This window comes from Mesoflavibacter zeaxanthinifaciens subsp. sabulilitoris, assembly GCF_014191595.1.
Lineage (GTDB): Bacteria > Bacteroidota > Bacteroidia > Flavobacteriales > Flavobacteriaceae > Mesoflavibacter > Mesoflavibacter zeaxanthinifaciens.
Map to the genome: position 1 here is coordinate 63,028 of NZ_JACHWV010000001.1, position 24,684 is coordinate 87,711.

The 24,684-nt window shown below is 30.5% G+C and carries 20 protein-coding genes; 7 read left to right on the forward strand and 13 right to left on the reverse strand.

The window, feature by feature from the left end:
* Positions 1 to 37 precede the first annotated feature (37 nt).
* The 3 genes from purL to FHS04_RS00300 form a co-directional block, all read right to left on the reverse strand.
* Positions 38 to 3,712, reverse strand: coding sequence for a phosphoribosylformylglycinamidine synthase (purL, locus tag FHS04_RS00290; RefSeq protein WP_106676940.1), 3,675 nt, complete (start codon positions 3,710 to 3,712; stop codon positions 38 to 40).
* 162 nt (positions 3,713 to 3,874) lie between these two features.
* The gene (locus tag FHS04_RS00295; protein ID WP_106676938.1) at positions 3,875 to 5,698 is read right to left on the reverse strand and encodes an endonuclease; all 1,824 of its coding nucleotides are present in this window, start codon (positions 5,696 to 5,698) and stop codon (positions 3,875 to 3,877) included.
* Between the two features lie 25 nt (positions 5,699 to 5,723).
* Positions 5,724 to 6,935 carry an RsmB/NOP family class I SAM-dependent RNA methyltransferase gene (locus tag FHS04_RS00300; protein ID WP_106676936.1) on the reverse strand — a complete coding sequence of 404 codons (1,212 nt, stop codon included), beginning with the start codon at positions 6,933 to 6,935 and terminating at the stop codon, positions 5,724 to 5,726.
* Between the two features lie 106 nt (positions 6,936 to 7,041).
* Between FHS04_RS00300 and FHS04_RS00305 the strand changes: the two genes are divergently transcribed.
* The gene (locus FHS04_RS00305; protein ID WP_106676934.1) at positions 7,042 to 8,145 is read left to right on the forward strand and encodes a WD40/YVTN/BNR-like repeat-containing protein; all 1,104 of its coding nucleotides are present in this window, start codon (positions 7,042 to 7,044) and stop codon (positions 8,143 to 8,145) included.
* A 32-nt stretch (positions 8,146 to 8,177) separates the two neighbouring features.
* On the opposite strand, the gene FHS04_RS00310 is transcribed toward FHS04_RS00305, so the two are convergent.
* The 7 genes from FHS04_RS00310 to FHS04_RS00340 form a co-directional block, all read right to left on the reverse strand.
* Positions 8,178 to 8,642, reverse strand: a complete 465-nt coding sequence (locus FHS04_RS00310; protein WP_106676932.1) for an HSP90 family protein — start codon at positions 8,640 to 8,642, stop codon at positions 8,178 to 8,180.
* An 11-nt stretch (positions 8,643 to 8,653) separates the two neighbouring features.
* A complete protein-coding gene (locus FHS04_RS00315) occupies positions 8,654 to 9,130 on the reverse strand; it encodes a hypothetical protein (RefSeq protein WP_106676930.1) in 477 nt (158 codons plus the stop codon).
* Positions 9,131 to 9,163: 33 nt separating this feature from the next.
* Complete coding sequence (locus FHS04_RS00320; RefSeq protein WP_221184940.1) at positions 9,164 to 9,709, reverse strand: RNA polymerase sigma factor; 546 nt, start codon at positions 9,707 to 9,709, stop codon at positions 9,164 to 9,166.
* Between the two features lie 208 nt (positions 9,710 to 9,917).
* Complete coding sequence (locus tag FHS04_RS00325) at positions 9,918 to 11,768, reverse strand: ABC transporter ATP-binding protein (RefSeq protein WP_106676928.1); 1,851 nt, start codon at positions 11,766 to 11,768, stop codon at positions 9,918 to 9,920.
* Entirely contained in the window at positions 11,769 to 13,499 is a 1,731-nt protein-coding gene (locus FHS04_RS00330) for a phospho-sugar mutase (protein WP_106676926.1), read from the reverse strand.
* Positions 13,500 to 13,550: 51 nt separating this feature from the next.
* A complete protein-coding gene (locus tag FHS04_RS00335; RefSeq protein WP_106676924.1) occupies positions 13,551 to 14,504 on the reverse strand; it encodes a glycosyltransferase family 2 protein in 954 nt (317 codons plus the stop codon).
* A gap of 35 nt (positions 14,505 to 14,539) precedes the next feature.
* The gene (locus FHS04_RS00340; protein ID WP_106676922.1) at positions 14,540 to 15,070 is read right to left on the reverse strand and encodes a DUF4199 domain-containing protein; all 531 of its coding nucleotides are present in this window, start codon (positions 15,068 to 15,070) and stop codon (positions 14,540 to 14,542) included.
* A 159-nt stretch (positions 15,071 to 15,229) separates the two neighbouring features.
* On the opposite strand from FHS04_RS00340, the gene FHS04_RS00345 reads away from it, so the two are divergent.
* The 5 genes from FHS04_RS00345 (at position 15,230) to FHS04_RS00365 (ending at position 18,667) form a co-directional block, all read left to right on the forward strand.
* Positions 15,230 to 15,481 (forward strand): type B 50S ribosomal protein L31, encoded by a 252-nt coding sequence (locus FHS04_RS00345; protein ID WP_027878633.1) that lies wholly within the window; start codon positions 15,230 to 15,232, stop codon positions 15,479 to 15,481.
* A gap of 101 nt (positions 15,482 to 15,582) precedes the next feature.
* Complete coding sequence (locus FHS04_RS00350; protein WP_106676920.1) at positions 15,583 to 16,758, forward strand: GlmU family protein; 1,176 nt, start codon at positions 15,583 to 15,585, stop codon at positions 16,756 to 16,758.
* Positions 16,759 to 16,830: 72 nt separating this feature from the next.
* On the forward strand, positions 16,831 to 17,526 hold the full coding sequence (locus tag FHS04_RS00355; protein WP_106676918.1) for a lysoplasmalogenase: 696 nt from the start codon (positions 16,831 to 16,833) through the stop codon (positions 17,524 to 17,526).
* Between the two features lie 79 nt (positions 17,527 to 17,605).
* Entirely contained in the window at positions 17,606 to 18,295 is a 690-nt protein-coding gene (locus FHS04_RS00360) for a lysoplasmalogenase family protein (RefSeq protein WP_106676916.1), read from the forward strand.
* A gap of 9 nt (positions 18,296 to 18,304) precedes the next feature.
* Positions 18,305 to 18,667 carry a hypothetical protein gene (locus FHS04_RS00365; RefSeq protein WP_106676914.1) on the forward strand — a complete coding sequence of 121 codons (363 nt, stop codon included), beginning with the start codon at positions 18,305 to 18,307 and terminating at the stop codon, positions 18,665 to 18,667.
* On the opposite strand, the gene FHS04_RS00370 is transcribed toward FHS04_RS00365, so the two are convergent.
* Genes FHS04_RS00370 through FHS04_RS00380 form a run of 3 tightly spaced genes read right to left on the reverse strand, consistent with a single transcriptional unit; the run spans position 18,664 to position 23,184 of the window.
* Positions 18,664 to 20,262: an ABC transporter substrate-binding protein gene (locus FHS04_RS00370; RefSeq protein WP_106676912.1), complete on the reverse strand. Its 1,599-nt coding sequence runs from the start codon at positions 20,260 to 20,262 to the stop codon at positions 18,664 to 18,666. The two genes, FHS04_RS00365 and FHS04_RS00370, sit on opposite strands and share 4 nt — an antisense overlap.
* Positions 20,263 to 20,265: 3 nt before the next feature.
* Positions 20,266 to 22,008 (reverse strand): hypothetical protein, encoded by a 1,743-nt coding sequence (locus FHS04_RS00375; RefSeq protein ID WP_106676911.1) that lies wholly within the window; start codon positions 22,006 to 22,008, stop codon positions 20,266 to 20,268.
* A gap of 15 nt (positions 22,009 to 22,023) precedes the next feature.
* Positions 22,024 to 23,184, reverse strand: coding sequence for an ABC transporter ATP-binding protein (locus FHS04_RS00380; protein WP_106676909.1), 1,161 nt, complete (start codon positions 23,182 to 23,184; stop codon positions 22,024 to 22,026).
* A gap of 120 nt (positions 23,185 to 23,304) precedes the next feature.
* Here FHS04_RS00380 and mtaB point away from each other — a divergent pair, with 120 nt between their 5' ends.
* The gene (gene mtaB, locus FHS04_RS00385) at positions 23,305 to 24,636 is read left to right on the forward strand and encodes a tRNA (N(6)-L-threonylcarbamoyladenosine(37)-C(2))-methylthiotransferase MtaB (RefSeq protein ID WP_106676907.1); all 1,332 of its coding nucleotides are present in this window, start codon (positions 23,305 to 23,307) and stop codon (positions 24,634 to 24,636) included.
* The last annotated feature ends 48 nt before the right edge of the window (positions 24,637 to 24,684 follow it).

A 24,684-nucleotide genomic window follows, 5' to 3' on the forward strand; every position in this document is an offset into this window, starting at 1 on the left:
GAAATGTAATAAAAATGTACGAAATTTTATACGGTTTTTAATTTTTTTTGTTTTCTATCCATTTTCTAGCTTTTACAAAAGCTTCTATCCAAGGGGAAACTTCATCTTTTCTGTTTTCTGGATAATTAGCCCAATTCCAAGGGAAAATAGAACGCTCTATATGTGGCATTGTTACTAAATGTCTTCCTGTTTTATCGCATAACATTGCTGTATTGTAATCAGACCCGTTAGGATTTGATGGGTAATCGTTATAAGCATATTTAGCAACAATATCATAATTGTTCTCATCTTTTGGAAGGTTAAATTTACCTTCACCATGACTTATCCAAACACCTAAAGTGCTTCCTGCTAGTGTTGATAGCATTACCGAATTGTTTTTTTGTACAACTACAGAAGTGAAAGAACTTTCGTGTTTACGAGAGTTATTATGTACCATTTTTCCGTGATTTTCATGCTCTGGATTTATCAGTTCTAACTCCATAAATAATTGACAACCATTACATATGCCTACAGAAAGTGTGTCTTCTCTTTCAAAGAAGGTTTTAATCGCTTTGTTAGCTTTATCGTTATATTTAATTGCTCCAGCCCAACCTTTTGCAGAACCTAAAACATCACTATTAGAGAAACCTCCAACTGCACCTAAAAACTGAATGTCTTCAAGTGTTTCGCGACCAGAAATTAAATCGGTCATATGTACATCTTTTACATCAAAACCAGCTAAATACATAGCGTTAGCCATTTCGCGTTCAGAGTTACTTCCTTTTTCTCTTAAAATAGCAGCTTTTGGTCTATTTGAAGATTGGTTTTTGTTGTAAAAACTTAACTCGCCAGTAAAATGTTTTGGAAAAAAATAGTTTAGCGGTTGTTTTGCGTAGTTTTCAAAACGTGTTTTTGCTAATCCGTTAGCTGTTTGCTTTTGATCTAATAAATATGAAGTTTTGTACCACATGTCTCTTAATCTAGAAACTGTCATTGTATAGACTTCATCATTATTTATAATACTTAATACATCGCTTGTGGTTGGTCTTCCAATGTTGAAAAACTCAATATTAGCATCATTTAAAACTGTTTCAATTGAATTATCGGAAGCTTGGAAAACTATTCCTGAATTTTCAGCAAATAATAACTTTACCGTGTCTTTTTCATTTAAAGCAGAAAGATCAAGTTCAGCTCCTAAATTAATATCAGCAAAGCACATTTCTAATAAGGTGGTGATTAAACCACCAGAAGCAACATCGTGACCAGCAACAATTTTTTGGTCTTTTATTAATAGCTGAATCGTGTTAAATACCGTTTTTACATAACCAGCATCTTTAACGTTTGGTGCTTCATTACCAACTTTGTTTAAGATTTGAGCAAAACTACTTCCGCCTAATTTAAATTGATCTTGTGATAAGTTGATATAGTATATATCTCCGCCATTTCTTCTTAAAACAGGCTCAATAACATTAGTGATATTATTACAATTTGCTGCAGCAGAAATAATAACTGTACCAGGAGAAATAACCTCTTGGTCAGGATATTTTTGCTTCATAGATAAAGAATCTTTTCCTGTTGGAACATTTATGCCTAAGTCTATAGCAAAATCTGAAATTGCTTGAACAGCCTCATATAATCTTGCGTCTTCACCTTCATTTTTACAAGGCCACATCCAGTTTGCAGATAATGAAACCGATTGTAAACCATCTTTTAATGGTGCCCAAACAATGTTAGTTAAAGCTTCGGTAATACTATTGCGGCTTCCAGCAATAGGATTAATTAATCCTGAAATAGGCGAGTGACCTATTGATGTTGCAATACCTTCTTTTCCTTTAAAGTCTAATGCCATTACACCAACATTATTTAATGGTAATTGTAATGGTCCTGCACATTGTTGTTTGGCAACTTTACCACCAACACAACGGTCTACTTTATTGGTAAGCCAATCTTTACAAGCCACAGCTTCTAACTGTAATACTTGATCTAAATAATCGTAGATTTTGTCTTTATCGTAAGCGATTTCACTGTAATTAGAAGCTACAGTGTTATCAGTCATTATTGTTTTTGGAGAGCTTCCAAACATATCTTCTAAAGCTAAATCCATTGGTTTATCACCATTAGTTTTAGACTCAAAAGTAAAACGGTTATCGTTTGTTACATCACCAACAGTGTACATTGGCGAGCGTTCACGTTCTGCAATTTTGTTTAAGTTTTCGATGTGTTTTTCGGCAATAACTAATCCCATTCGTTCTTGAGATTCGTTACCGATAATTTCTTTAGCAGAAAGTGTTGGATCACCAACAGGTAAGGCATCTAAGTCAATTTTTCCACCGGTGTCTTCAACTAATTCGCTTAAACAATTTAAATGTCCACCAGCACCATGATCGTGAATAGAAACAATGAAATTTTCATCACTTTCAACCATTCCGCGTACAGCGTTAGCCGCACGTTTTTGCATTTCTGGGTTAGAACGTTGTACAGCGTTAAGCTCTATTCCTGAAGAAAACTCGCCTGTATCTGCAGAAGAAACTGCAGCTCCACCCATACCGATACGATAATTTTCTCCACCAAGAATTACAATTTTATCACCATTTTTAGGTGTGTCTTTTAAAGCTTGATCTGCTTTACCGTAACCAATTCCGCCAGCTTGCATTATTACTTTATCAAAACCTAAAGCTTTTGCATCTTCTTGATGTTCAAAAGTTAATACAGATCCGCAGATTAAAGGTTGTCCAAATTTGTTACCAAAATCTGATGCACCATTACTAGCTTTTATTAAAATATCCATTGGTGTTTGGTATAACCATTTGCGTTCTGGAAATGCCTTTTCCCACGGACGATTGTCTTCTAATCTAGAATATGAAGTCATATATACTGCTGTTCCGGCTAAAGGTAAAGAACCTTTTCCTCCAGCAAGTCTGTCTCTAATTTCTCCACCAGATCCTGTTGCAGCACCATTAAAAGGCTCGACAGTAGTAGGGAAGTTGTGTGTTTCTGCTTTAAGCGAAATAACAGATTCATAATCTTTAGTTTGATAAAAATCCGGAACATCTGCACGTTTTGGAGCAAATTGTTCAACTACTGGACCTTTTATAAAAGCCACGTTATCTTTGTAAGCAGAAACGATATCGTTTGGATTAGTTTCTGAAGTCTTTTTAATTAATTTGAAAAGAGATGTAGGCTTTTCTTCGCCATCAATAACGAATGTACCATTGAAGATTTTATGACGACAATGCTCGCTATTTACTTGAGAAAAACCAAACACTTCAGAGTCTGTTAATGGTCTTCCTATTTTTTTAGATACGCTTTCTAAATACTCAACTTCTTCATCACTTAAGGCTAAACCTTCTTGAGCGTTGTAAGCAGTTATGTCTTCTATGTTTTTAATGGCTTCTGGTTGAATGTTTATTGTGAAACTATCTTGATTTAAACCATTAAATTTCTCTGAAATCATAGGATCGTAATCCTTAAAATCTTGTGTGCAAGATTCAAATTCTTCAATTCTAATAATGCCATCAATACCCATGTTTTGCGTAATTTCTACAGCATTGGTACTCCATGGAGTAATCATTGCTGCACGCGGTCCAACAAAAAAAGCATCTAAGGATGCTTGTTCTATTTTAGGCTGGTTGCCAAATAACCACGTTAATTTATTGATAGTTTCAGTAGATAATTCTTTTGTTGCTTGAACAGCAAATACTTTACTGTTTTGGTTTCCGAAGAAATGAATCATTATTTCAGGAGTTTTGTGTTGTTTTTAAAACATCAAATTTACATCTTTTAGTTAGATTATTTTATTAAAAAGTGGTCATTTTTTTTTAGTTATTCACGTGGTTATTAACCATAAAAAAAGCGACATCTTGGTGTCGCTTTTTTTATTAACAAGTTAGATAACTTATTCTCTAATTAATTTTTTTGTAACATTACCATTACTAGTTTCTAGTTTAAGGATGTAAATTCCTTTTTTAAGATTGGATACATTAATTTTTTTGTTGGTTGTTGTTACCGTTCCGCTTAAAATTTTCTTACCTAAAATATCATAGATTTGATAGCTAGTTGTTGATTTTACGTCTGCGTTTAAAGTGTTTCCTTTAATTGGGTTAGGGTAGATTTTTAAATTATTAGTTTCAAAATTATCAACATTTAATGCTGAATAACATGTCCATGATAAATCATCTAAACCAATTCTTGCGCTTCCAGAATCGTTATCTTGAATTACAACAGTAGTGTTTCCTGAAACATTAATTTCAGTAATGGTTGTTGTTTGCGGTGTTGCGCTATAAGGAATAGTACCAACAACACTTCCATTAACTAATACATCTAAAGTTCCATCAGTACCAGAATAGATTTTTTGAGTAGTTATAGTAAGGTTTCCAATACCTCCTAAAAGCGTAGGAGAAGTTAAAGAGCCTGGAGATGAAGTTCTGCAATCAATTAAAATTGCTCTTCCATTGATGGTTTGATCTGTTCTTGCTTCTGTAGCATTCCATTGTCCATCAGTTCCTGTCCAAGTTCTATCTGTATATTGAGAATCATTAGCTGGTATGTTTTCAAAATCTTCTGAAGCACAATCTGTAGATCCAGATCCAACTAATGTTGTTTCGCAATCTTGATTACTTACAGCAGAAGTATTTCCTGCTGCATCTAAAGCATAAATTGTAAAACAATAATTAGTTTCTGAAGCTAATCCAGTAACTGTAAAGCTAGTTACAGCTGTTGACGTGTTTGTATAGAAAGAGCCATCTACAAAAATATCATAGCTGGTAACAGCTACATCATCTGTAGAAGCTGTCCAAGTTAAATCTATTGAAGATACAGTAGCATTAGATGCTACTAAATTTGTTGGAGCAGTAGGTGCTGTGGTATCTGTTGAAGGATTCCAAATCATTGCTACATACTCTGGATGATCGACAAAAGGATTACGATTACTTTGGTGGTTGTAATAGATGTTGTTGTTTCTATCTATTTCTTTTTGAGAAACAGGATCATTTTGATGCCAAGTCATTAAAATATTTAAAAATGGATCGTCAAGTACTTTGTCTGAGCTTCCGTCAAACATAGCATAAGCAGACCAATTAGAAACTTGATCTTCATATCTTGTCACAAAGTAAAAATAGATTCTTGCTATATCTCCTTTGAATTCATCAATTGGCTCAAATACAATTCCTGTATATCCAGCTGAATAACCACTGTTTAAGTTTCCTCCTAATTTAGAACCATTTTGCGTTGGGTTAGTAATTCCGCTTTGCGATACTAAATTACTATTGTTAACAACTCCAAAAGGGTAGTTGCTTCTAAAACCATTAACACGACCATCTGTTGGTAGTAAATGATGTGCATCGCTATACATAGGAGTGTTGCTACCAAATGCTGATTGAGGTATGACGTGTTCTTTATTATAGCAATCACCTTCACCACCATAGTTTCCGCATTCGTCACTAACAGGAGTAAAATTATAAGGGTCAGTTCCAGTTGGGTTTTCAGAATAAGGGTCTAAAATAGTGTTGCTTCCAGTTTCATAATAATTGTCTAAATCGTAATTAGCAATAAAACCATCCATTGCATTATAACCTTGGTCATTATGCCCGTTAATAATGTTATGTAATTGGGTTTTTAAGGTGTAACCAGTACCTGTTGCTGTACTATAATATCCTGCAGGAACTTGAGCAAAGCCAGCAGTTGTTATAAGTAAGGCTATTAAAATGTAAATTTGTTTCATTTAGTTTTAATTTTGGGAGAATAATTTATTTTCTTTTTAATAAAGCCATGTAAAATCCGTCAAATCCAGACTCATGAGCCAATATTTTTTTATCTTTTACAAATGTAAAATTCTTTCCTTCTTCTGAAGCTAAGAATTTATCTACCTGCTCTTGATTTTCTGATGGTAAAATAGAACATGTAGCATAAACTAATTGTCCGCCAGATTTTACCATTTTAGAATACGAACTTAAAATTTCGGCTTGCGTGTTTTTAATTCGGTCTAAAAATTCTGGTTCTAATTTCCATTTAGCATCAGGATTTCTTCTTAAAACGCCTAAACCAGAACAAGGCGCGTCAATTAAAACACGGTCTGCTTGGTCATGTAATTTTTTAATGACTTTGGTAGAGTCTATATGTCTAGGTTCAATATTATGCGCGCCATTACGCTTTGCACGACGCTTTAATTCTTTCAACTTATTTGCATAAATATCTAAAGCAATTATTTGTCCTTTATTTTGCATAATAGAAGCTAGGTGTAATGTTTTACCGCCAGCACCAGCACAAGTATCTACTACACGCATACCTGGTTCTACCTGCAAAAAGTTTGCTACTAATTGAGATGACGCATCTTGAACTTCAAACAATCCATCTTTAAAAGCTTCGGTTGAAAACACATTAGCACGTTCTTTTAAACGTAATGCATCAGGATAATCTTTTAAAGTTTCGGTCTCTATATCTAAGTCAAAAAGAATATTTTGGAGCTTTTCTTTAGTCGTTTTTAAGGTGTTTACTCTTAAAATAACATCTGCTTGCTCGTTAAGTGCTTGGATTTCTTTAGTCCATTTGACTTCTCCAAGTTCTTTTACAGCAATGTTGTCGATCCAATCTGGAATAGATTCTTTAATTTTTCTAATTTTAGAAAGCTCATCAAAACGTCCTTTAATTTTTCGAGTTGGCGTGTTTTCAAAATACTTCCAATCTGGTAATTTAATTCCTTTTAAAGTTGCCCAAACTGCAAACATACGCCAGATATCATCTCTACTAAAAGGTTCTTTTACGTTAGCAATTTCTGCATATAAACGCTTCCAACGTACGATGTCGTAAGTGGTTTCGGCTACAAAAGCACGATCACGACTTCCCCAACGTTTGTCTCTTTTTAAAAGTTGTTGTACTACTTTGTCTGCGTATTGACCTTCGTTAAATATTTGAAGTAAACCATCTACGGTTGCAAAACATAAGTTTCTGTGTAAGCGCATATTTTAAAATTTAAAAGCAGACAAAGTTAAGGTTTATATGTGGATTTTGAATGACTTTGTTAAATATTTCAATTTGCTTTTCTATTTTTATTGAAAATTATTAACGATGAAATTATTCCTTCAGTTTATTATAGCCTTCATGTCTCTACTAATTGTCTTTAGTTGTAAATCTTTAAAAGATGAAAGTCGTACTGAAAAGGAAGTTAAAAATTTTACTTCAGTTGAAATTGAAACTTTAATTGAAGATTCTACTTTGAATGTTAGAGCTTTTGAATATTTCGATACTAATAAATCCTTTGGTTTTTTGACTTCAACAGGTAATCTTGGAGCAATACTAACAAGAGATAATGAATATGATAATAATGAAATTAATAAAGTAGTGTATCCAACTTTTGTAGATAGTACTAATTCAAAATTAAATTTTAGATCTTTAGCTTTAGTAAATAATTTAGGTTTTGCATTAAGTATTGGTAATCCAGCATTGCTATATCGAATAGATTCTGAAGGAGTAATAGATTTGGTCTACCAAGAAAATCACCCAAAAGCGTTTTATGATTCTATGGAATTTTGGAATGACCAAGAAGGCATTGCAATTGGTGATCCTACTGATGACTGTATGAGTATAATTATTACCAGAGATGGAGGAGACACTTGGACTAAATTGTCTTGTGCAGATTTACCAAAAGCTAATGAAGGTGAAGCAGCATTTGCAGCAAGTGATACCAACATTGCTATAGTAGGCGATAAGACTTGGGTAGCAACAGGAGGAAAATCTAGCCGAATATTGTTTTCGGCAGATAAAGGAAAAACTTGGGATGTTTTTGATACGCCAATTATACAAGGAAAAGAAACTACCGGAATGTATAGTATAGATTTTTATGATGAAAACCATGGTTTTGCTATTGGTGGCGATTATACAGATGCAGATGCTAACCAAAAGAATAAAATAGTGACTAATGATGGCGGAAAAACATGGCAAGTTGTTGCAGATGGAAGTGGACCAGGTTACCGTAGTTGTGTGCAATATGTACCAAATAGCAAAGCACAACAATTAGTCGCGATAGGTTTTAAAGGTATAGATTACAGTGCAGATGCAGGACAAACCTGGAAACATCTAAGCGATGAAGGTTTTTATACATTAAGATTTTTAAACGATAGTACTGCTTACGCAGCAGGAAACGGTCGTATAAGTAAATTAAGTTTTAAATAAAAAAAAGCAGCCATTTGGCTGCTTTTTTGTGTTTAGTCTTTTCGTGCTTCTCGATGTCTACCTCTATATTCTTCAATCATTTTGCGCTTAAACGAGTGTTCTGCTCTATAAAGAGTTATAATTTTTTTAGCAGGTAAAAACTTTAATAAATCATTAATATACTTGTTTTCAAGATCATTTCTTTTCTTTTCATTTTCAATCATATCAAAAAGCAGTTTTTTAGCCTCATTTTCTGATAGATTTTCGGCTTTTTTTTCTTTTCTTCTTTCAACAGAAAATTTTCTTAAAGCATCTTTCTCTTCTTCATGTGCATTGTAAATAGGCCAAAATACTTCGGCTTCTTTTTTTGTTAAGTCAAGTTGCTCTGTAATATGGGCAACTTTTAGTGCTTTTAATTTCTCACTTATTTTTTTTGTGTAACCTTTTTCTTTTTCTAATTGAGCAAAGGTGCTTATAGAAACAAATAATAAGATTATAGTAAATATTTTATTTTTCATGTGTTAAGTTTTTATTCGTCTAAAAAATCTTCTAAATCAATATCGTCTAAATAGTTATCTATAGAAATGCCGTTATAGTCAATAAAATCTGTTTGTGATAATTGATCGGTTTCAATTAGGTTGCTAATATCATTAAGTTCAACTTCATTTAAAATGTAAGCTTCAACAGTATCTGTGTCTAAGTTGTCAAAAGTGACTTGTGTTTTAAAAGGATTTAAATTAAAAAATAAAACAAACATTGCTGCAATACTGGCTACTGTAACTATAGTTTTTTTGTTGAATAATTTAAATATTTTAATCTCTTTAGTTTTGCTTAAAATATTATCCTCAATAGTATCAAAATAATTATCGGGTACTTTAAAACCGGAGTTTTTATCTATTTTTTCTAAACTAATTTGAGACATAATTTGGTCTTCAATAGTATTAAAATAGTTATCTGGTGTTTTAAAACCTGATTGTTTGATGTTATGTAAGTTTTCTTTTTTCATTTCAATATTTAGACGCTTTTTTTTAATAAAGGTTTAATCTTGAGTTAAGTAGGTTTCAATTTTTTTTACGGCAATGTGGTATGATGCTTTTAAAGCACCTTCGCTGGTTTCTAAAATTTCAGATATTTCGCTGTATTTTAAATCTTGAAAGTATTTCATATTGAATACTAGTTGTTGTTTTTCTGGTAGCGTGGCTATTGCTTTTTGTAATTGTAATTGAATTTCTTCTCCTTCAAAATATACGTCACTTTCCAGATTGTTAATTGCTAAGCTATTAGCTTCTTCATTATTTAAATTTAGTCTTTTTGCGTTTTTTTTAAGATGTGTTAAGGCTTCATTTGTTGCAATTCTGTATAGCCAAGAATATAATTTACTTTCTCCTTTAAAGTTATCTATGTTTTTAAAAACTTTGATAAACGTGTTTTGTAAGACATCGTCTGCATCGTCATGGGATTTTACTATATGTCTAATATGCCAATATAAACGCTCTTTATAAAGCGAAATAAGCTTTTTAAACGCATGATTTTTTTGATCTTGCGATTGTAATTGTGCTATTAATTGGTTTTCGTCTATTATCATATAATTTGTTAGACTATATTTTATTTACATGGTTTAATTGCTTGACAGAATTTAGATTTTTTTAACTAAAGATTAGTTGTTTTTAGTATGGACTAATCGATATAGCATTTTTTTTAATATTTTAAATGCAATTAGTCGTCTCCAAATTTAACAATGAATAAAAAAAGGATAAACATTTGTTTATCCTTTTTGTTTATTTAGAGTTTTGTTAGTCAAAGCTTTGCATTTCTACTAACCTTTTGTACATACCATTTTTAGCTAACAACTCTTGATGTGTACCTTGTTCTACAATTTCGCCTCTTTGCATAACTACAATGTTATCTGCATTTTGTATAGTAGATAATCTATGTGCTATGACTATAGATGTTCTGTTTTTCATCATGTTTTCTAAAGCTTCTTGTACTAGCTTTTCGCTTTCTGTGTCTAGTGCAGAAGTAGCTTCGTCAAGAATCATAATAGGTGGGTTTTTAAGTACAGCTCTTGCAATACTTAAACGTTGTTTTTGTCCGCCAGAAAGCTTGTTGCCAGCATCACCAACATTAGTTTCTATTCCTTCTGGTAGGTCGTTTACAAATTCCCAAGCATTTGCAACTTTTAATGCATCAATTACTTCTGCATCGGTTGCATCTGCTTTACCTAATAATATATTATTTTTTATAGAGTCATTAAATAATACAGAATCTTGTGTAACTAATCCAATTAGGTGTCTTAAAGCGTCTAATTTGACTTCTTTAATATTGGTATTATCTATTAAAATTTCTCCTTTATTTATATCATAAAAACGAGTAAGTAAATTTGCTATAGTACTTTTACCGCTTCCAGATTGACCAACTAACGCTACTGTTTTTCCTTTTTCTACTTTTAAATTAAAGTTTTTAAGAACAAGATCTTTATTGTTATAAGAAAAGTCAATATTATTAACTTCTATAGCATTATTTAAATCATTTAAATCTACAGGATTTTTAGATTTGTAAAAATTATCTTCTTGGTCGATAAGTTCAAAAACTCGATCTGCTGCTGCTAATCCATTTTTTACAGCGTAAGAGGCTTTAGATATTGCTTTTGCAGGAGTTAAAATATTATAGGCTAATCCCATGTAAGCTAAAAACTCTGATGCTAAAAGTACTGGTTGACCATTAGGTAGTTTTTCTATTAAAACCATTCTACCTCCATACCAAAGTAGTGCGCCAATAGTTAATATACCTAAAAACTCACTTAAAGGTGAAGCTAAATTGTTTTTATTACCTATAGAAACTCTTAGTTTAAAAATTCTATTAATAGAATCGAAAAAAGTGGATTTAACCTTTGATTGAGCGTTGTAGCTTTGTATTACTTTAAGTCCACTTAAACTTTCTTCAACTAAAGAAATAAAAAATCCAGATTCCTTCTGAGCTCTTGTGGATTTTGATTTTAAACTTTTGCCTATTTTGGATATAATAAATCCAGATATAGGAATAAAAATAAAAACAAATAGTGTTAGCTTAACACTTATTTTAAGCATTATAGCAATTGTAAATATGATGGTTAAAGGTTCTCTTACTATAAGTTCGAAAATGAGGAAAAATGAGTTTTGTAACTCTCCTATATCACCAAGCATTCTAGCCATTACGTCTCCTTTTCTTTTTTCTGAATAATAAGAAATAGGTAATGATAGAATTTTATCAAACATTTTTATTCTTAAGTCTTTTAAAACTCCATTTTTAAAATATGTAAGGTTATATGCAGCTAAATAGTTAAATAAGTTTTTTAATAAAAAAGTAATAATAACTATAGATATAACTAGTAGTAATGCAAATTGAGGACCTTTTTGTTCTGTTAATTCAGAAATGTAATAGTACAGCAATTCCTTACCGTAACTTGTAATTTCTAAAAACGAAGTATATACAGGTTTTTTGATGTTTGTTTTAGTCTCGTCAAATAAAACTTGCATCATTGGTATTAATGCTACAAATGATAACGAACTAAAGAGAGCAAAAAGAACATTAAATATTACGTTAGATACTATGTTTTTTTTATAAGCTTTTGCGTAGGGAATTATTTTTTTTAGGCTTTTATCCATTTAATTAAGTTGCATATCATTTATGATAGCGTCTATTTTTGCTTCCAATTTTTGTTCCGTTGTAGTGAAGTCTGACACATTGTCTAAAGTAGTATTTACACTAATGTAAAATTTAATTTTAGGCTCGGTACCACTTGGTCTTAATGCTATTTTACTACCATCTTCTGTGTAATAAATTAGTACGTTAGATTTTGGAATTTCTATTGTTTCTGTAGAGTTGTTAGTTAGGTTTTTAGCTTCTGATAATTGATAGTCTTCAATACTTATAACTTTAGACCCGTTAACTTCTGTTAAAGGATTTTCTCTAGCGTCAATCATCATTTGTTTAATTTGTTGAGCTCCTTCAATCCCTTTTTTGGTCATTGATATAAGTCGTTCTTTATAAAACCCGTGTTCTAGATACAGATTTATAAGTTCTTTGTAAAAACTACTGTTTTTTGCTTTGGCTTGTGCTGCAATTTCAATCGCTAGAAGGGAAGAGGTAACAGCATCTTTATCTCTTACAAAGTCGCCAACCATAAATCCAAAACTTTCTTCGCCACCACCAATAAAGTCTAAGTCCTGAAAGTCTTTAATCATCTTAGCAATCCATTTAAAACCAGTTAGTCCGACTTTGCATTCTACATTATAAGCTTGACCTAAAACAGACATCATTGGTGTAGATACTATTGTACTACCAATAAATTGGTTGTTGTTAATTTTGTTATTGTTTTTCCATTGTTTTAAAAGAAAATCTGTCATTAAGACCATGGTTTGATTTCCGTTTAAAAGCGTCATTTTATTATCAAGATTCCTTACTGCAATACCTAATCTATCACTATCTGGATCTGTACCAATAACAATGTCTGCATCAACTTTTTCTGCTAATTCTAAAGCCATTTTTAAAGCTTCAGGCTCTTCTGGGTTAGGCGAAACTACCGTAGGAAAGTCTCCGTTAGGTTCACGTTGTTCTTCTACAATATGTACATTTTTATAACCAGCACGTTTTAATGTCTCTGGAATGGTTGTTATTGATGTACCGTGTAAAGATGTAAATACAATATTTAAGTTATCTTTTGCGTCTTGACTTGTGTTAAAACTTCCGTTTTTAACAGATGCGTTTATAAATACATCATCTACGTCTTGACCTATGTATTGAATGTTTTCCTCTTTTGCTTCAAAGTTAATTTCTGAATATTCAAGGTTATTTATTTCTTGAATAATTTCGGCATCTTGTGGCGGAACTAATTGTCCTCCATCTTGCCAATATACTTTGTAACCGTTATATTCTGGAGGGTTGTGTGATGCGGTAAGTACAATTCCGCAATGACAATTTAGATGTTTTAAAGTGAAAGAAAGCTCTGGTGTAGGACGCAAATCTTCAAATAAAAACACTTTAATATTATTTGCCGAAAACACATCTGCAACTACTTTTGCTAGTGTTTTACTATTATGTCTACAATCAAAAGCAATAGCTACTTTTAAGTCTTGATTAGGAAAACTTTTATGTAAATAATTGCTTAAGCCTTGTGTGTTTTTTCCGAGTGTATATTTGTTGATACGATTTGTACCAATACCCATAACGCCGCGCATACCACCTGTACCAAATTCTAAATCTTTATAAAAACTTTCCTTTAATTCTTCTGGTTTTAAAGCGATTAAATCTTTTATGTAATCTTGTGTTTTTTTATCGAAAGTTGGTGTTAACCAAGTGTTGACACGTTCTAAAAGTTCTGGGTCAATATATCTCATAACGTAAATAAATTATATACAAAAGTAAGCATTTACAAAATGCTAAAGTTTTTACTCTTTTAAATTTAAAGATTCTTTAATTAAATAGCGTTTTTTGTTTGCGTTTTGACGTAAAATAATTTCTCCTAAAAAACCAGCTATAAAAAACTGAGATCCTAAAATCATTGTTGTAAGTGAAATGTAAAATTGAGGTCGTTGTGTAATTAATCTTCCTGTTGGATTAAAAAATAGCTTATCAATACCTAGATATGCAGCAAAACCAAAACCAACAATAAACATGATAACACCTAAAGCACCAAATAAGTGCATAGGTCTTTTACCAAACCTAGATATAAACCAAATGGTTATTAAGTCTAAAAAACCGTTAATAAAACGGTCCATACCAAATTTTGTTTCTCCATATTTTCTGGCTTGATGTTGTACGACTTTTTCACCAATTTTGGTAAAGCCAGCATTTTTAGCAAGTACAGGTATGTAACGGTGCATCTCGCCATTAACGTCTATATTTTTTACTACGTTTTTATTGTATGCTTTTAGTCCGCAATTAAAGTCATTTAATTTAACACCAGATGTTTTTCTTGCAGCCCAATTAAAAAGCTTAGAAGGTAGGTTTTTGGTAAATTTATTATCAAAACGTTTCTTTTTCCAACCAGAAACAAGGTCAAATTTTTGTTTAGTAATTAAGTTGTAAAGTTCTGGTATTTCTTCTGGATTGTCTTGTAAATCTGCATCCATAGTGATTATTACATCACCTTTAGCTTGGGCAAAGCCTGCATGTAATGCTTGAGATTTACCAAAGTTTTTTAAAAATCTAATTCCTTTTACATTTTTATCTTGCTCTTTTAAAGAGCAAATGGTTTGCCAGGATTGGTCTGTACTACCATCGTCTATAAAAAGAATTTCATAAGAAAAACCATTGGATTTCATGACTGATGAAATCCAATGGTGTAACTCTGTTAAAGATTCTTGTTCGTTAAGTAGTGGTATGACTACTGATATATCCATAATTCAACTTGAAAATTATTTCAAATATAGAATTATTATGCGTTATCATCAGATTTTTTCATGATTAATGCAGCTATTAAACCAATTATACTAAATATAACAAGTTGGATAACTAAAGACTGTAATACGCTACCAATACTAAATTGGTTTGGTTGCTCACGCATTTTTTCAACGGTTTCAACAATTGATTCTTCTGGTGCATTCCAGTTTCTCATCATTTCTGCTGTTCCTTCAATAGTTTTTTCCTTTAAAGTTATAGCAGCATCAGGATCAATAACATTGAAAAGAACTATTGCTACCACACTAGCTACAATTAATCCAATTAATACCGTTATGAAGTAAGATGTAAAAGCTTCTTTAAATGATATAAAACCATTTTGAGACTTTTTAGATTTTACTATAGATATAATACCAAAAATAATAATAGCTAAAAGCATTGCTATTCCTACAAATGGATTTGTTAGTAATTCAAGATTAACAGCATACGATACAACGTATACAACAGCGATAAAAAGCCCTAAATACAATCCATAATTAGATGCAATAGATTTAATAGTTTTTTCCATAATATTTTGATTTAAGTTAGTATTTGTAAGTTAGTATAATTTTACAACAAATTGTTACATAAAAAATGAAATAAAAAATTTTAATAAATTTGTTGTTGATTTGTAAAAAATGCTTAAATTTGCACCTCGAATTTAGTAAAGACACAAAAGCATTAAGCGATGAAAAAAGGTATACATCCAGAAAATTATAGATTAGTAGCATTTAAAGACATGTCTAATGAAGATGTTTTTATAACAAAATCTACTGCAAATACTAATGAAACTTTAGAAGTTGATGGTGTTGAGTATCCATTAATTAAAATGGAAATTTCTAGAACATCTCACCCTTTTTACACTGGTAAGACTAAATTAATTGATACAGCTGGACGTATCGATAAATTCAAGAACAAATACGCTAAATTTAAAAAATAAGTTTAGACGCAATCATATATTAAAAGCCTTTCAATATTTTTTGAAAGGCTTTTTTGTTACCGCTAATTAATCTATTTTTATATTTTAATCTAAAAGTTACAATGAATTATATCCTATTTGACGGACCAGTAAGAAACCAATTACTACCATTTACATATACAAGACCAGTTGCAGATATACGCGTAGGTATTTTGACCATTAGAGAAAAATGGGAACAGTATCTTAAAACAACCACAACAACGGTAACCGAAGATTATTTGTCGGACAAATATCCCATGGTAGAAATGGAAGAAAACATTATGCTTAATGCGTCATATTTACCAAACCCCGAATTAATAGAATTAATAATTGGTCTAGAAAAAAATCAAGCAATTTTTAAAGATGAAGACGTTATTGCTTTTTTTACTACAGAAGCCGAAGAGGATATTGATTTTGATAAGTTTGAAGCGATAGAATTTGATAACGATATACTACAAATAGAGCATACTTGGGATATTTTTTCTAAAAACGGAGAAGCGATACAACAAGATTTTGATTTATTGACTAATGACCGTACATCGCAACCAATACCATCAAGTAATAACGTAATTGCACCAGAAAATATATTTATAGAAGAAGGCGCTAAGCTAGAATTTACTACACTAAACGCTAGTTCTGGACCAATTTATATTGGTAAAAATGCCGAAATTATGGAAGGCTCTATCATTAGAGGTCCGTTAGCTTTGTGTGATAATGCTACTATTAAACTAGGAGCTAAAATTTATGGTCCTACTACTATTGGTCCATTTTCTAAAGTAGGAGGAGAAGTTAATAACAGTGTACTATTTGGGTATTCTAATAAAGGACATGATGGGTTTTTAGGTAATTCTGTTTTAGGCGAATGGTGTAATCTTGGAGCAGATACTAATAATTCTAATTTAAAAAATAATTACGCAGAAGTAAGACTTTGGGATTATGATACCGAGCGTTTTGCTAGAACTGGACTTCAGTTTTGTGGTTTAATGATGGGTGATCATAGTAAATGTGGGATAAATACAATGTTTAACACAGGAACAGTTGTAGGTGTTAATGCTAATATTTTTGGGAGTGGCTTCCCAAGAAATTTTGTACCAAGCTATAGTTGGGGCGGAGCATCTGGGTTTTCTACATATTTAACTAAGAAAGCTTTTGAAGTAGCAGAAGTAGTAATGTCTAGAAGAAATATAGAGTTTACATTACAAGATAAAGCTATTTTAGAACATGTTTTTGAAATCACAAAAAAATATAGAAAAGATTAAGATTATCTAAAAATTTTGCATTTAATAAAAAAGTATTTTAATATTGGATATACTTAAAACTGCCCCAAGTTTATGAAACTAATATTTAAGGATGTAAAGCTATTCACTTTGCTATACTTTTTGGTGTTTATAATAGATACTTTTATTAAAAATTCTCAGTTTCGTTTCCCTTTTAGATATATTTCTAAGACACTTTTAATTTTAATTTTACTACTATTTTACATAGTTAATCAAAAAGAAAAAAGTGTATTTAATTACAGATTAGTAATATTAGCTTTATTTAGTTTTATTATTGGAGATTTAGTTTTAGTAGGAGAAAATACTACAAAATCTTTTGCTATTGGAGGTGTTTTTTTTGGGATAGCAAAAGCATTTTATATTGTTAGATTTAGAAATAAAAAAGACTTTTATATAAAAAATCTACTCCCTTTTTTACTGTTTTGCTTTATTTACATGAGCTTGATGATGAATTTTATTTACAGTAAATTAGGCTTATATTTTATACCTACTTTAATATACTTATTTGTAGTACTATTGCTAGGTCAAATAGCTTATTTAAGAAAAAATGAAGTGAATAATTTAAGCTATTATTTGGTCTTAATAGGTGTTTTATTCTCTATGGTATCCGATAGTATAGCTTTTTTAAAATCTTTTTATGATTCAAGCTTTTTTTATCATAAGTATACAATTATGCTCTTCTATAGTTTATCACAATATCTAATAGTTTTAGGCATACTAAAAGAAAATAACACTCTAGTAACTAGTTGATTATTGTTTGTTTTTAGTTTTAAATTATTGTGATAGCCGTATAATTATTCTATATTGCAAACGCTATTTGTAATAATTTATGACAGCTTTTGTAAATATTAAATATTTTACTTTCGTTTATTTCTTTATATTATTCTTAGATATAATTTTTAAAAATATATCTGATTTTTTTTATGTAAGAATCTTTACAAAATTATCTTTAGTTACACTACTTATTGTTTTTTTCTTTCAATATAATAAACCAATTAAGCTATTGAAAGATAAAATTTTTTTAGCAGGTTTGTTTGCTTTTCTTTTGGGAGATTTTTTTCTAATTTTCTATGAATATGAGACAATATACCTTACGGGTTTATTCTGTTTTATGTTAGGTAAAATAGCTTACACAGTAAGGTTTTCTAATCAAAAGGATTTTAAAATTAAAAGGTTATTTCCTTTTCTAACTATCCTTTTTATATATATTGTCTTTATTGCTACTTTAGTTTTTGACAATTTAGGAGACTTCTTTATACCTGTTTTACTTTACTTTTTTGTGTCTATGTTAATCTTCTTATTTGCTTATCTAAGATATGATGTGGTAAATAGTTTAAGTTTTTATTTAGTTTTTGCAGGCGTTGTATGTAGTGTGTTTTCAGATTCTATATCGGTATTACAATCGTTTTACAATCAAAACTTTGGTCTTAATCAGTATTCTGTAATGTTATTTTACGGATTATTTCAATATCTTGTAGTGCTTGGTATAATAAAAGAGACGGTTTTAATTAATGAATAAAGTAAAATAATGTTAGGAATAATTTTAATTATATTTATAGGAAAACATTTTATCAAATTAGCTGAAGCTTATAATAAAAACAAGTGGTTGTATGCTGTTTTAGGAGTAATAAGCTATTATGCAGGATCAATAATAGGAGGTGTTATTATTGGTGTTTTAAGCGAGGTTTTTGGTTGGTATATAGATTGGGAAAATACTTTGTTAATGACCTTGATCGCGATACCTTTTGGTCTTGGTACCGTAGCGTTGTTTCATTACTTATTAAAGAAAAATTTTGAACAAAATAAACCAGAACCAATTCAAAGTATAGAAGATATTGGCAAATCAATAGAGGAAGAAAAAGAAGAAGAAAAGCCTAAATTCAGAATTTAAAGTTCTTTTTTAACCCTTTTCAACTGCAATAGATTTATAGGGTTATTACCTATACCTGAAACTTTTTTTTGTGTAAATCTTACCACTTCATCATAATATAAAGGTATAATAGGTGCTTCTTTTAAAACTAAACTATCCATTTTAGAATATAGCTTAGCACGTTCATCTACATTAGATTCTAAAAAAGATTGTGTGTACCAAGTGTCAAAAGTTTCATCTTTAAAGTGTGTGTAATTTGGTCCGTTTGGGGCAAAGTTTTTACTATAAAATAAAGATAAGTAATTTTGTGCATCAGGATAATCTGCAACCCAACTTGCTCTAAATAAGTCTAATTTACCATTTGCTTTACCTTCTTTTAAAGTTGAAGCTGGTATTACATCTACATTGACAATAAGTCCTATTTTTGTTAATTCTCTTTGTATATACTCGCAAAAATTAAGGTAATTACTTGTCGTAGTAATGGTTATTTCTGGGTTTAAATTGCCAGATTGAGTTTTGTAGTCTTCAATAAGTTGCTTTGCTTTTTCTGGGTTATATTCAAAACCAGTATTTTTATTATAACCTGGTAAACCTTTTGGGATAAATCCACCATTTGCGGGTATGCCTATTCCGTTACGTAAATAGGTTATCATTTTTTTTCTGTCAAAACCGTAATTAATTGCTAATCTTAATTTTTTTGAGTTAATTTCATCTTTTTCACTATCCATAAAAAAGGCTAAATATTCCGTATTTAAATAAGGACCTTTTATGATATTTACGGTTTTGGTGTATTTTTCTCTTAGTTCACCTTTGGTTGTTAAAATTTCATCTTGATAAGAAGCATCTAAGCTATTTAAAAAATCAAGATTACCTTGTGCAAATTGCATAAATTCACTTTGCTTATCTGGTAAAAAGGTAACAGCTATAGCTTCTAGATATGGTAATTGATTGCCTTTAGCATCAGTTTCAAAATAGTTGTTATTTTTTCTAAAAACTAACTTTATATTTTCTTCCCAACGTTTAAATTTAAATGGACCAGTACCAATTGGGTTGGATCTAAAGTTGGTGCCGTAATGTTCTACAATTTCTTTAGGGACTACGCTGCAGTACTTCATGGTTAGTAAGCCTAAAAACGCAGGAAAAGGTTGCTTTAGTTTTATAGTAAAAATACTATCGTTTTCAGCTTTAAAATGTTCAACTTTATTAAAAACCCAACGACCGGAAGAGGCTACTTTTGGATCTAAAATTCGGTTAAAACTATATTCAAAATCTTGTGCTTTAACAGTTCTTGTACTGTCTTTTTTAAACAACTTATGTTTATGAAAATAAACATCATTTCTTAATATAAATCTGTAAGTTAAACCATCTGGAGAAACCGTCCATTTTTTTGCAATACTTGGTATGACTTTTAGACTGTCATTCATTTCAACCAACCCATTAAATAGTTGATTAATAGCCCAAATATCTGCATTGTCTTTTGCGAATGCGGGATCTAAAGACCCTATATTTTTATGTTCATTATATCTAAAAACTAAATGGTCTTTATTATCATTTTTAGTTGAATTACAAGACCAAAACAGTAGTAAACTAAAGCTAAAATATAATAAGTGTTTCATTGATTAGTTTTCTGGTGTAGCTCTCCATTTTAAGATAGTATTGCAATATAAGTAAGTAAAAACAATACCAACAACAAATAAAATTAAACTTGACCACAAACCTAAGTCACTTAATAGAATAAAACAATTTTCAGTTCTTTCAGAATAATCAGGAAATTTCAAGCGACACGCATCGCTTTGGTGTGATGTAATAATAGCCATAATTAATAATACGTAAGCGACAAATCCAGATAATGTTAGATTGATAAAAATACTGCCTACTAGCTTTTTTAATTTAGTGACTCCAAATAGACCAATAATTATTATAATGGATGCGATAAATAATACAAAATACATCATAAAGTATTCAAAATCAATACCGCCACTTCTTGAGGTGAAGCCTATAGCAGCTGCTACTAATGATATAAAAATAGTAAGTAATATACCACTAACAATAGTAAATAAAACTGATTTTAAACTGGTTACTCTAAAACAGAATATAAGTAATGCAATTGCAAAAGCAATCCAAATAAAAGCATGTATGCTAGCATCTATAATAGTTTTGTTTTTTATATCGTCTAAGTTTTCAAACACAATTTTAAGATGATCTGAGTCAAAAAATTTGTTAGTCATTATTTTATCTTGATAGATTTCAAAATCAGATCGATCTAAGTTGGATCTGTAACTTTTTTTGTAAGGATAATCTCTGTTGTTTATAAGGTGTTTTACTTCAAAACCTGTTGGATTGTAAACCATGTTAAACCAGCTGTCTGTATCTAAATTGGTTTTTATTCTATACTTTTTAGATACTTGTAAAAAGCTGTTTAACAACTGTTTTATTTCATCAGGATTATTTCTGTTTAATAAATCAAAATTTCCTTTTTGTACTAATTGTTTTTTAGACACATTTCCATATCTATCGTCTAAAGGATTGTATTCATATCTAGAGTATAAATAGTCTACATCGTCTTTATCATAACTGTAAAATATTTTGGAATAGTTGTAATAATTTGGATTAGCAGATTTTAAATATGCAGAAACATCTACAACAGAATCTTTATAAGCATATATTGAGGTAGTGTCTTTATGCTTATAATACACGTAGCCTTTTACATTGTAATGAATAGGTTTGTCACTATCATAATAAGAGACAAATCTTAAGTTATAAAACTGATATTTTTTTCCTAAAAAATCAAGATAAGGTTTATCTAAATCAATTTTAGAGTATTCAGTTTCACAATGTAAAGAATCAAAAGGTTTAGGATAAACTAGTCGGTCTACAGTATAATTTTTTAAAGAGTGCGATAAAAATACACTAGCCTTATTAGCAGTTAAAATTTCATTTTTAGTAATGTTGTCAGGATATTTATTGACGATATATGTCTTTAAACCAAAGTTATAAGAAAAGTAAAAGGTTATCGAAAAAAATATGATAATTAAGTATAATACAAACTGCTTAAATAGCTTAAAAGCAGTTGTTGGATAGTAGTTTTTAAACGCGTTGTTTTTAAACATAAATACTAGCCAAAGTACTAGCATAACTACAGAAATCATCATGCTAAAGAAAATTGCGCCATTATCAAAAAAGATATTTTCTGCGCCTCTATTTTGTAAGCTTTCTGGGTTAGTTAATGTAATTAAACCAAATAAAAAGAATAGAATATGAATAATTAAAGAAGCACCTAACATCCAAACTACTTTGGTATTCCATAAAGTTGGATGATGTTCAATTAAATACTTATTTATTTTAGAAATGAACTGTTTCATTTTGAATAATAGAGATTAGGATACAAAAAAACGTCTGGTAGATTTAGTTATGTTTCTGGTATAGGTTACATCAATTTGATGATTACCTAGCGCTTCTAAAACTTGATAAAATTGAGTGTTAGTATCAAAATATGCTACATAAATTCCGCCATTAAAAACCAATTTTTCAAGTTGCAATGGATTAAAAATTTGCTGAAGTTTTTCACGTTCGCAATGACAATCAATTTCTATAATTAGTTGATTTTTTTCTGCTGTTTCTTCAGTTTCAGAATTGTTGTTATCTGTGTATTTTCCGTTTTTTAAATAAATAACCTTATCCGAAACTTTTTCAACTTCATATAATTGTTGAGAGCTTAAAATTAATGCAATAGGATGATTTAAGGAGTTGCAAATAGATTTTAAGTCTTCAAGGATAACTTGTTGTGCTAAAACATCAAGGTTTGCTAACGGTTCGTCAAGTAATAGTAATTCTGGTTGACGCAATAAAGTTCTTGCAAGTTCAAAACGCATTTTGTAACCAGAAGATAATTCGCTCCATTTTAAATGTTTGTAATCCCAAAGACCAAGTCTACAAATCATCATTAAAACTCTGGTTTCATTTTCTTCGGGACTAATTCCATAATTAGACAACACAAATTTTAAGTTGTCTTTTAAACTACCGTACCATTTTTGGGTACGTTGCGGTATGTAAACTAATTTAGATCTTAGTTCAAAATCGGTATTTACTTTACTATCAAAATCATAGTTTAAATTACCAGAAGTGTGTTTTAACTCTTTAGCAAGTACACGTAAAAGTGTTGTTTTTCCGTTTCCATTTTCACCAACTAAACCATACACGTTTCCTTTTTTTATAGAAAGATTAATAGGTCCCAAACTAAAACTATTAGAACCATAACTTTTAGTGATGTTTGTTGCTGTGACAATAGGTTTAAAATTGTTGTAAACCTCAATAGGAATTTTAGAAATGTCCTCTAAAACCTTCAAGCATTTAGTTATAAATTCGCTTTCGTTATCAGGATGTTTAGATTTCCAATCGGTAACTTCAATAATTTGATTATAAATCTCTAAGTTTTGTGTGTCTAAAGCACAATCCATAAGTTTTCTGTAGCCTAAAACAGTATCTTTATTTTCAAAAAAACGATAGACTTCTTGTAGTCTTTTTTCTAATGTAGACATATTGATTTTAAAGGTTTAAACGCTTTTTATAGCAGGAAAAATTACGTATTTTTGCAGCCACAAATTTTAATAGCACTAGGTAAATATAACAAAACTTACTTAGCATAAACACGAATTGCATTGAATAACAAAAAGAAAGTTGGCTTTTATACTTTAGGTTGTAAACTTAATTTTTCTGAAACATCAACCATTGCGCGCTCCTTTAAAGACGAAGGTTTTGAGCGTGTAGATTTTAATGATGAAGCAGATATTTATGTTATAAACACATGCTCTGTAACCGAAAATGCAGATAAACGTTTTAAAACCATAGTAAAGCAAGCGCAAAAATCAAATCCAGAAGCTTTTATTGCTGCTGTAGGTTGTTACGCGCAATTAAAGCCACAAGAGTTAGCAGACGTAAATGGAGTAGATTTAGTGCTTGGTGCTACCGAAAAATTTAAGATTACAGATTACCTAAACGATTTGTCAAAAAATGATTTTGGCGAAGTACACTCGTGCGAAATAGAAGAAGCTGATTTTTATGTTGGAAGTTACTCAATAGGTGACAGAACACGTGCTTTTTTAAAAGTACAAGATGGTTGTGATTATAAATGTACATATTGTACAATTCCTTTAGCACGTGGTATTTCACGAAGTGATACTTTAGAAAATGTACTAAAAAATGCTAAAGAGATTTCAGAAAGAAATATCAAAGAAATTGTCTTAACAGGAGTAAACATTGGAGATTACGGTAAAGGCGAATTTGGTAATAAAAAACACGAGCATACATTTTACGAATTAGTACAAGCTTTAGACGAAGTTGAAGGTATAGAGCGTTTACGTATCTCTTCTATCGAACCTAATTTGCTTAAAAATGAAACTATAGATTTTGTAGCCCAAAGTAAAACGTTTGTACCTCATTTTCATATTCCATTACAAAGCGGAAGTAACGATATGCTTAAAAAAATGAGACGTCGTTATTTAAGAGAGTTGTATGTAGATCGTGTAGAACAAATAAAAAAAGTGATGCCTCATGCGTGTATAGGAGTAGATGTTATTGTTGGTTTTCCTGGTGAAACGGATGAGCACTTTTTAGAAACCTACAATTTTTTAAATGAATTAGATATTTCATACCTACACGTATTTACATATTCTGAAAGAGAAAATACAGTAGCAGCTAAAATGGATGGCGTTGTGCCTAAAAAAGTAAGATCAAAACGAAGTAAAATGTTACGAGGATTAAGCGTTAAAAAGCGTCGTGCATTTTACGAGTCACAAATAGGTACAAAAAGAACCGTACTTTTTGAATCAGAAAATAAAGAAGGTTACATACACGGCTTTACAGAAAATTATGTCAAGGTTAAAGCACCATGGAACCCAGAATTAGTCAATACGCTTCATCAAGTCCAGCTTACTAAAATAGACACAGACGGTTTAGTAAGATTCGATTTTGTAAACGCAGAAGTGATATAAAACAAAACATCCGAAGTGATTAACTTCGGATGTTTTGCTTTTAAGTTA